This window comes from Pseudomonadota bacterium, assembly GCA_026388255.1.
Taxonomy (GTDB): domain Bacteria; phylum Desulfobacterota; class Syntrophorhabdia; order Syntrophorhabdales; family Syntrophorhabdaceae; genus JAPLKB01.
In genome coordinates, this window is record JAPLKC010000122.1 from 3,012 (window position 1) to 12,683 (window position 9,672).

Annotated in this window: 9 protein-coding genes; all 9 read right to left on the reverse strand. The window is 44.9% G+C overall.

Annotated elements, in window-relative coordinates; genetic code table 11:
- A partial coding sequence (locus tag NT178_17440; protein MCX5814306.1) for a hypothetical protein occupies positions 1 to 217 on the reverse strand: 217 nt, incomplete at its 3' end.
- A gap of 65 nt (positions 218 to 282) precedes the next feature.
- Positions 283 to 1,830, reverse strand: a complete 1,548-nt coding sequence (locus tag NT178_17445; GenBank protein MCX5814307.1) for a tetratricopeptide repeat protein — start codon at positions 1,828 to 1,830, stop codon at positions 283 to 285.
- 15 nt (positions 1,831 to 1,845) lie between these two features.
- Positions 1,846 to 4,062, reverse strand: a complete 2,217-nt coding sequence (locus NT178_17450) for a caspase family protein (GenBank protein MCX5814308.1) — start codon at positions 4,060 to 4,062, stop codon at positions 1,846 to 1,848.
- Positions 4,063 to 4,358: 296 nt separating this feature from the next.
- Positions 4,359 to 5,519, reverse strand: coding sequence for an ATP-binding protein (locus NT178_17455; protein MCX5814309.1), 1,161 nt, complete (start codon positions 5,517 to 5,519; stop codon positions 4,359 to 4,361).
- A gap of 277 nt (positions 5,520 to 5,796) precedes the next feature.
- Positions 5,797 to 6,327 carry a hypothetical protein gene (locus tag NT178_17460; protein ID MCX5814310.1) on the reverse strand — a complete coding sequence of 177 codons (531 nt, stop codon included), beginning with the start codon at positions 6,325 to 6,327 and terminating at the stop codon, positions 5,797 to 5,799.
- A gap of 429 nt (positions 6,328 to 6,756) precedes the next feature.
- On the reverse strand, positions 6,757 to 7,587 hold the full coding sequence (locus NT178_17465) for a tetratricopeptide repeat protein (protein ID MCX5814311.1): 831 nt from the start codon (positions 7,585 to 7,587) through the stop codon (positions 6,757 to 6,759).
- A 235-nt stretch (positions 7,588 to 7,822) separates the two neighbouring features.
- Complete coding sequence (locus tag NT178_17470; protein MCX5814312.1) at positions 7,823 to 8,167, reverse strand: GxxExxY protein; 345 nt, start codon at positions 8,165 to 8,167, stop codon at positions 7,823 to 7,825.
- A gap of 27 nt (positions 8,168 to 8,194) precedes the next feature.
- Entirely contained in the window at positions 8,195 to 9,232 is a 1,038-nt protein-coding gene (locus NT178_17475) for a caspase family protein (protein ID MCX5814313.1), read from the reverse strand.
- Between the two features lie 117 nt (positions 9,233 to 9,349).
- Positions 9,350 to 9,672 (reverse strand): CHAT domain-containing protein (locus tag NT178_17480; protein ID MCX5814314.1); only part of this gene is annotated, 323 nt, incomplete at its 5' end.

Consider the following 9,672-nt stretch of genomic DNA (forward strand, 5'->3'; position numbering starts at 1 on the left):
TGGAGCCTGCTGCCATCTCTCTAAGTCTCTTGCTGTACGCCTCTCTTTCTCTTGCGAGTTCATCCTTGCTCGTCTTGCTTTTTATCATTTCCGTATACTTTTTCTTGAACGCTTCATTTTCTTTTATCATTTCATCCTGATCCAGGGCATACACCCCGGCAGAGACGGATAACAAGATAAATATGCACGCAACAACAAAGCAAAATGCTTGTTTCATTTGCCTCCTCTCATTGCCCTTTTTAATTATACTCCTTCGCGTCATTAAGGCGTCTGCACTAAAAATTATTCATGCCTGAATTGCACTATTTTTACCCATCCGCCTTCTCCTTCGATCCTCTCAAGAAGTGCGTTGATCCTATTGGGCTGTTGAGTGAGTTCATCTTCCGAGATGTGCTGGGGTGCGCCCGTTTCCGGTGATTCTGCCTGCGGCGTATCCGCCTGGAGCGACTCAACTACCGGTACTACCAGGATTGCCCTTGTTTTGAGGCTGCGTATTGCCCCTCTTACCTGTTCTTTGAGAGAAACGCCTTCTATCCGGCCCCCTACCCCTCTTACATCTTGTCCTGAAGAAAGGCTTTCTATCTCACCCTGTAATGGCCATGAAGTGACAAGGAGATAGAGCTTTTCCTCACCTCTTGTATCGTCAAGCGTATATGCCTTGCCGGGGGCAGGAACCCAGTAGTCCTTTTCTTTTAATACACGAGCATTATTGTCCTTGCCTGGGAAGAGGATATTCACGTTGCCTTTTGCATCTTCCTGAACAACATAGACATAACAATCCTGGAGGGGTCTGAAGAAGATAAGATACCGGTCTGAACGTGATTTGAGACTCATACCGTCCTTGAGTATCTTTATTTTTCTCTCCCCTTTCTTCTGAAAAAAGAAACCGGCTTCCACAATGACTTTTTGTTCTACCGTCGTCTCAGGAGCAGAAGAAATGGAGCGGGTCTGTATGCCTCTTGTAGACCCTGCATATCCCGCTTTTCTTATGATTTCAACTCTTCTGTTAAGGCTGTGGCATGCTTCGGAGTTGTCGCTGCAAAGGGGCATTCTCTTGCCATACCCTTTAGCTATCAGATTAGACTTCGATATGCCATAATGTTGCACAATATAGTCTACAACTGCCTGAGCACGCTTCATTGACAGGTTCCGGTTATACCCGTCGCTGCCCCGAATGTCGGTATGGCCGGCAATCTCGAAAACCCCGGAAATGTCCCTGAGTGCCTTGCCCAGCTCGGCAATCTGGCTAACAGCACTGCCCACTATGTTTGTTTTGTTATATTCAAAAGGGATAAGCGCCTCTCCAAAAGTAATCGACACAATTTCAGCAGGACCTCGTGTCGAGGAAAATAGATTGCGGATGGTTTCTGCCTTTACAACACTCCCCTTCGACATATCACGGGCAAGGGCAAGCCGCTCTTTTGTAATTATATCGCCGGGATCGTATTTGAGGCCCTTTTCATACCACTCGACAGCTTCTTTTGGCCTGTTGGTTTTGTAGTATACGTCTCCTATCCCGAAGTAAGGATATGGGACATGGGGCCTAAGCTCTATCGTCTTTTTGTATTGCTCAGCCGCTTCTTCAAACCTTCCCTGCCTTTCGTACACATCACCCAGATTATTGCAGGCCTCTGCCAGTGAGGGACAGAGATATGTTGCCTCTTTGTAGAGTTGCTCCTTTCTTATGAGGCCGGGGGTGTCATTGTCAAGACCGTAGGCCTCATTGAAAGAGCGCTTTGCCTTCTCGCAATCAGCCCCATGAGCCAATGTAAAAAACAGCGGCAGCATGACCCATGATATTATAATTAAAAAGCGTGTTTTCACTGTCATATCCTCTCTCCTGCCTTATCTTTTCGAATGGCTTCTTATGACCAATGTGTCGTCGCTCCATGCAAATTTGCCGGAAGAAAGGCTTTCCTTAACCTCTTTTACAAGGATTGTCCTTGTCTTTTCAGGAATCTGAGCATAAACGCCCTGCTTAAGAAGCTCTTCAAATTTACCGATCCCGAGTTTATCAAGATCAATAGGCTCTTTTGTGGCAATTACCTTCACCGTCTCTTCACCTACAGGCTCTCCGAATTCAAGCTCAAACTTCTTCCCCATGCGCTCATCGGGGATCTTCCGTTCTTCGCCTGCCCTGATAAAGTTATCCCGGTAAAATCTGTTGGGGAACATGAGATGTACATTTCCCTTGCTATCGGTGTTTATCATCAGGAGATAACAATCTTCGTCCGAACGGAAGTTAAATACTGCCTTTTCACCAACTCTGAAGTCATTCCGGCCCTCGTCGGTAATCCATACCTTTACGTTGAAAGAAGGGTTCGGGTTATGGATGCGGGCAAGTTGCTTGACCATATAATCGCTCTCTATCTGCCTGGCGATTGCCTGAATAAGTTCATCAACATTTTTCGTAGGTGTAATCTGGACAGCATCGCCTATACGGTTGACTAATCTTGTCTGAAACAGGCCTTTATTCACTTCTCCGCGAAGAATCCTGTCAAAGAAATCCTCTTTCGTTAATTTAATATGATTAATCTTTGCAAGGGCCTGCTCAATCTTCTTCAGAACATGCGGGGGGACACCCTTGATATGGTCTATTCTCACAAGTACCTTCTCGTCTTTTACTTCCGGGGGCGCTTCCGGTGCACTATATACAAGCAATGGAGGGCTAACGGGCGGGGCAGGCGGAGGAGGCGTCACAATAACGGGTGGTTTTGCGGGAGGCGCTTCTACTTTTTGAGGCGCCGGTGGTGGAGCCAGAGGGGATGCTACAGCAACAGGTTGTTTTAAAGGAGGCACTTCCACCTTCTGAGGCGCTGGTGGTGGAGCCGGGGGGGATGCTACAACAATAGGCAGCTTTAAGGGAGGTACTTCTACTAATGGTATTGGCGCCGGTACTTCTACTAATGGTATTGGCGCCGGTGCTTCTACTTTTTGTGGCGCCGGTGGAGGCACTTCTACTTTAGGTGGCGCCACAGGCTGCATCTGGGCCATTTGCTGAGGTTTTGAGGGCGGTTTAGGCTTTGACACAGGAGGCTTTGCAATTACCGGTGGTTTTACAACAACAGGCACCGTTACAGGGATAGGTTCTATGGTAGGCGTAAAAACCATTTTTGCGAGGACAGGTCCTTGCGTCGGTTCAATCTGGGGGCTCTGGTCAAGCTTGTGTCTGTTTTTGATAAAATCCCATACATATTTGTGTAAAGCATTATAAGAAATATTTCCTTTAGTTTTTAGCCCGTCCACAATCCCGAGGGTAAGCGCCCCGTTCCACGTCCCGTCCGGCATGGGCATTTCTTGGGATAATTGATTCTCCATTGAAGAAAAAATAAAGACCTGACCGGGAGGAACGTCCGTCTGAGTTGGGATTTTTTGCAAAGAAATATCTCTGCCCCTTGTTTTCTGTGCACCCCCTACTATTTCCACAGGAATAAACCTGGGTCTATATGCAGGTGTTGATTCAAGCTTACTCACAGCTTCACCTCTCATACTCCTCGTCGCTGTTCCGGAATGACAGGAATCCAGGAAAGCAGTAACACTCCTTCCTTCAAGTTTCCTGAATAGAACACCAAGCTCATCATCAATAATCATGCCTGCTTTCAACTGGTCCAGCGTGCCCTTGGGGGGCATTTCATAGGTACAGAGCGTTTCATCCAGCCCGTCATCTTCATCACCGTTTTCATCCGGTATCTGGGCGCCATGGCCGGAAAAATGAAAGAATACCGTGTCACCCTCTTTGGTCCCGTTGACAAGCCAGTTATTAAAAGCCTTCAAAATAGCCGGTCTCGTGGCCTGACTGTCCGTCAAAACCATGATATCCTTCTCAGAAAAACCAAACTGGTTAATCAGCCTCTCTTTCATGATATTCACATCGTTAACAGCGCCTTTCAGGTTGGTTATCTCCTTCTGCAACTTATTAGAATAATAGGGAAGATATTTGTAATTATTGATGCCGATTAGCAATGCCTTTTTTGTAATCGCATAAGAAGGCAAAGCAAAAAAAATGGTGAAAATAAGAAAGAAAATGGTACAGGATAACTTCACCGGAAATCTACACTTCATAGTACCTCCCATTAAAATATATTAATTGAATCTATATATGAACCTCTTGCAAAAGTTTCATCATTGCCTTTTTCTGTCATGCTTGCGCAAGCAACATCCGGTGGATTCAATTACTTCTGGATACCGGTTTTCACCCCCGGATTCAGGCCTTCCGGGGCATGCTTAGTGACAGGGTTTTTTAATTTATAAGAAGCTATAATATACATGCCAATAAGACTGAAATGGAGCAAAAAAGTTTCAATCCGTCGATAGCTGCATAAAGATTTTTTACTAATTTAATGAAACCCTGGCGCCCCTTAATGCTTCCATAAATCATTTATAGAGCCTTTTCTTGCAACATCGCCCATAGGTATCGCTTCGACCCGCTCTGCCAAAGCATATCTTCTCTCGCCTGGATAAATCACATAAATTCTTTCCAGACCCAGGTCAGTCAAGGCAGCCCGAATTGAAGGCGTAAGCTTTGGAGCATCTACCTGTTTGCATTCGACCCCAACCATCCTTCCATCCTTTCGCAGCACAAGATCAATTTCAGCCCCACCGTGAGTGCCCCAAAAATAGGCTTCATCCGGTTCCACAACTCTCAGCACTTCATCGATCACATAACCTTCCCAGGACGCACCTGATTTTGGATGATCCAAAAGCTCTTTCCATGTCCTTATTCCTAACAGGTAGTGCAACAACCCGGTATCAAGAAAATATATTTTTGGCGCCTTTATCTGTCGTTTTGTTATATGGACATGCCAGGGGGGCAACTGGCGGATCATGTAGACATCTGTAAGCAGGTCCAGATAACGGCGGACTGACGTCTCGCTTATTCCAAGTGAGCGGGCAGGTTCAGCAGCATTCCATACCTGGCCATGATAATGGGCAATCATTGTCCAGAATCGTAAAAGAGTCGTCGCAGGAATCTTCACGCCGAGTTGTGGCAAGTCACGTTCCAGAAAGGTCTGGATGAAATTTTTACGCCAGGCAACACTATCCGGCTCTGATCGCGCCAAATAGGAAAGTGGAAACCCACCTCGCAGCCAATGCCGGGTTTGCGCCTCCTTTCCGACTTCTTCAAGACAAAATCCGCTCATGGATATCATTTCGACTCTCCCTGCCAGCGATTCTGAAGACTGTTTAAGCAAAGCAGGTGATGCGCTGCCCAAAATAAGAAATCGTGCCGGAAGAGGATTCCGGTCAGAGAGCACCCGGAGAATAGAAAACAAATCCGGTCGCCTATGAATTTCATCAATAACCACCAACCCCTCCAGGGATTGTAGTGCCGTCATGGGCTCATAAAGTCTGGCCAGGCTAACGGGGTCTTCCAGATCAAAGTAGTTCCGGGATGCCGCATCGATCAGTTCACGGGCCAGGGTCGTTTTACCACATTGCCGTGGACCAAGGAGCACGACCACCCGGCTCCGCTTCAAAGCTGTCTCAATTTTGGAGAGTAGGTGCTTTCGTCTGATCATAAAAACCAAGTACCATGAAAATACACCACAGTCAAGAGGATTTTCAAGGTATATCCTGCTCTATTGTCAGTTTATTTAGGGGAAAATCATTGCCGACAATTACCAAATGAAAGAGAGGATAACGCGACCATCAGCGAGAAGTGTAACAAGTCGACAGCATTGCCTCTTTGGGTACCTGTTTATGTTCTTAACGCTGTTCACGTCAAGAGCTGATTCCTATGCCTTTCGGTCGCACGATAAGGACTTGAGGCCAATATTGCCAAAAGTGCGTCGCAGTTCAGATACCCCACAAGAAGACATGGAGTCTCTGGCTTTCCTTCAATACTATAAATTGGAGCACTCTGGTGCCATCAAATTGATAGGTTATGACGTCAATACCGGGGAAAGACATCATGCCGGCGGCATTTGAGCCCTGAATAGGGTAGACCCGACCCATTTTAATTTCTTTCAAGATGTTGTTGAGCGAGGCCTGCTTAAAAACTACGGGAATAGTGTTCGTCAAGAAAGTCTGCAATATCTTCTGGCTTGTTATAGCATTGTTTGCGGAATTGTTATCAGGCAGTTGTATCTTTAATTCTATTTTTGACAGATTCTTCTTATCGCCAATCAGTCTCAATATTGAGCCCTCCTGGCGGCCTTCACAGATTTCCTGGCCGTCTTCTCTCTGAACTTCCTTGACATTGAAAAACTCTAAACCGGGCAGCACCTGGTCATAGGTAATCCCCAATGGCTTGTTGATTTTTCCTCCAATTGCAGTACCAGTGAGGAGGAGCAAAAAGACAAGAACCAGTATCACTTTCTTCGACATGACAAATTACCTCCTTTTAAGTTAGTAACAACCTCTTGCTTGTGTTGCTGAAATATCATTCAAATTATTATTGATCAACTTATGTCCCGCAATGAGCAGTCAACATAAAAATCAGCCGGAGTTAAGAGCGATCCGATGCATAGCCTTTCCAAGCTATCATTTTGAGTCAGTGACCGACCACCGGTTCTACAAAAATTGTAATTTAGTAAATGTCCCATTCGTTTATTCAATACATCATGGTTATTTACTTTGTTAAGGACGCCCTCTTCAAGCATAATTAATTCTCATTAATTTTCCATTCACCATCTTCACGACGAAAGCTTATCGGTAATTCACCTTTCAGAAATCGCTGCTTTTCTTTGCTCATCGTATCTTCGGTTAAAGTCCAAGCTTTAATCCACTTATCCGGATTTTCTTTTAGGGCCTTTACTACACGACCCGGTACTCTCCGCTCGAAAAACAGTCAGGAATCAAATCATAACGGTGTTCCCGCAGAAGCTTTTGAAGCTTCTCGATGGTTATCCATTGTGCTTCAACGTTTTCAGGTTGAAAAACATAATAACGTAAATCCCCTTTTTTTGCGGCGCTTAATAAACCCATCTTCTTAAAGCGTTGTAATAAACTATTGGGAACCTGAACACCTTGATTGACAAGCTGAGCAGCCCTGTTAAGGTGTTTGTCGGACAACTCATGTTTGTTCTGGGAACGATAAAGCGCTGACAAAAGAGCATGGGCTGTCGCAAAATTCGGATCAATGTTTGTGGCCTTGTTAAGTGCGTCAATCGCAGAACCAATGTCCCCTTTCAGGGCATAAGAGTAACCAAGAATCATATAAGCAACAGCGTAATTTAAGTCAAGGCCAATGGCACGTCTGGAATTTTCGATGCCGACATTGAAGAACATATTATTCATTTCCTTCGTAAGCCCTTTATATGGAAGAAACTGAAGGGCTTGGCACAAAGTTTTGCCTACATCCTTTGTTATTTTCTTGTTCAGAACATCTTCTGCGACGGTCAATCCCAAACTCGAAAAGGTATCGTCGTCATTTGACTCGATATCTAATTTCACGGCTTTTATAAATCGATTGCGGGCGTCTTCAAAATTACTTTTTATAGCTGCTGATATGCCTTCGTTGTATTCTTTATTTTGTTGTTCAGCCGCTATAACCGAATGTTTCATTACAATCGGAGACAATGACATAAATGCCAATACAGAAATAAGGATCAGTTTCCAAGAGAATTTTCTTTTAGTTAAAATCATACCGGAATCCTCCATATCTTTATTTTATCGCAACCGCCCACATTGAGCGGTTAACCCCTGAATTGAGCTGTTGCCGGGAACCTATAGATTGAAGACCGAATTCCTTCTCCAATGCCTCCTTATGCACAGGTTCGCTCCCATTTCCCTGTCCTCCTTTTGTAATATTTAACAACATACAAAAGGACTGAAAGGGAGCAAAAAAGTTTCATCCACAGATTACACAGATTTGCACAGATTAGAGTACCATCCTTTTATATTCCAAAGATTTTGAGCCAAAATTGAGCAGCAGGCCAACTCTTATACGAGTCGCTTTCAGATAGTTAATAATTTGGGCTTCCTCGTTGGCAGTAAGCTTTTCGATGGCTTTTATTTCAACAACAACTTTTTCAAATGCAATAAAATCGGGTTTATACATTTTGTTGAGTTGCTGCCCTTTATAGAACAGGATTACATCCGGCTGAGTCCTGAAATCTATGCCCTGTAGAATGAACTCCCTTTCCAAAGCCTCCTGATAAACCGCTTCGAGAAAACCGTTTCCAAGCTCTTTGTGGACCTTGAACACAAACATATTAGCGCTCATCTTCAAGACAGAACTCCTTATTATGGACTATTTCTGTTGAACAATTTTGTCGATGCCAATGGCAACATACTTGCCACGCTCTTTTTTAAAGTCGACTTTCACCTTATTGCCGCTCTCTATTTCCGTAACCATTATCATCTCTATGGCGCCTTCCTCTTTGTTTCCTTTTTTATTCTCTTTTGTCGTAGGCGAATTCTTCACGACCTTGCGAAACCTCGTGTCCGTAATATCAAGGGCTATCACGCCCAACTCGTCCCGCAGGATCAGTCTGTTTGTAGTATTGTCAATATATGCCACCGTACCAATAGTCTGTAACCTTATTAACTCTACATCTTCTTTCATTTTTATGGAGAGATCATGGAGACTGTAGTAGTATCGGCAATTCATAATACGCCCACCAGAATGGTCCCTTGTTATTACGTCGGTGATATAGGGGTTCCATTCTGTGGATCCCGTGGTCTTGCCCGAAAGAATCCAGTACCTTCGTCCCATAGCATTTGCGTGACATGAGTCGACAAAGGTTATTGCATTTCTCCCTTCTAGTTTTTTTAGAAGAAGGTCAATCTCAGCATCAGTTATGATCCCCGCTTCACTCCAGGGTTCTACCCTTTTCGTTGTAACATCGTACGCACAGATCGCCTCGTAAAATCCATTAATTTCATCACCATCTTCATCGGGAACCTGGGTTCCATGGCCCGAGAAATGGAAGAAAACCATGTCTCCCGGTTTCGTGCCTTTTATGAGCCAATCCTCAAAAGCCTCCAGGATGGCCTTTCTTGTCGCCCGGCTATCCGTCAATACCTTGATATCCTCATCTGAGAAGCCATAGAGCTCGATGAGCTTCTCCCTCATCATCGATACCTCTCTGACGGCCCCCTTCAGGTTCTGTATCTCTCTCTTGTGTTCTTTTGAATAAAATGGAAGGTTCTTGTAGTTATTAATTCCAACGAGGAGCGCCCTTTTTGCGGCCATTGATGAGGTAGGGGCACCAAAAATAAAAGTACACAGCATAATAGCCGGTAGCAAAAGGAATAACCTTCTTCTAAACATTCTCGTCTTCTTCATCTCTTCGGCCTCCTTGGTGTTATTTACCGCTTCCCCGAGCGTCGGACTCAGAGATAAGACCACATGAACGCAAAAAAAGTTTCACTGCTCATCCATATTATTTTCATATTCCAAGTTTCACCTGTAATCCCCTATCATCTCAAAAGCTGCCCAGTAGTGCGGATGGGCATATCGGGGTATCTTTTTTAAGGCAATCTGTGCCTGACGGAGGGCCTCAGGTTTGCTCATCCCTTTGAGCCAGTTCTTATAGAAGCTCTCCATGATGATGGAAGTTGATTGATCATCTACCTCCCAGAGGGTGGCAAGGAGCGAGGGAGTACCGGCATAGATGAATCCACGGGATAACCCGACAAGGTCATCTCCTCCCGTAACCTTGGCAAGGGCTGTTTCACAGGCAGAGAGCGTTACAAGGTTGGCATTGGCAAGGTTCATTGAGAATA

Excerpts from the sequence above, each read along its gene's own strand:
- NT178_17445 (MCX5814307.1), bottom strand. The coding sequence starts at position 1,830 with ATGACAGTGAAAACACGCTTTTTAATTATAATATCATGGGTCATGCTG.
- NT178_17470 (MCX5814312.1), bottom strand. The coding sequence starts at position 8,167 with ATGAGCGCTAATATGTTTGTGTTCAAGGTCCACAAAGAGCTTGGAAAC.
- NT178_17475 (MCX5814313.1), bottom strand. The coding sequence starts at position 9,232 with ATGAAGAAGACGAGAATGTTTAGAAGAAGGTTATTCCTTTTGCTACCG.
- NT178_17465 (MCX5814311.1), bottom strand. The coding sequence starts at position 7,587 with ATGATTTTAACTAAAAGAAAATTCTCTTGGAAACTGATCCTTATTTCT.
- NT178_17450 (MCX5814308.1), bottom strand. The coding sequence starts at position 4,062 with ATGAAGTGTAGATTTCCGGTGAAGTTATCCTGTACCATTTTCTTTCTT.
- NT178_17455 (MCX5814309.1), bottom strand. The coding sequence starts at position 5,519 with ATGATCAGACGAAAGCACCTACTCTCCAAAATTGAGACAGCTTTGAAG.
- NT178_17460 (MCX5814310.1), bottom strand. The coding sequence starts at position 6,327 with ATGTCGAAGAAAGTGATACTGGTTCTTGTCTTTTTGCTCCTCCTCACT.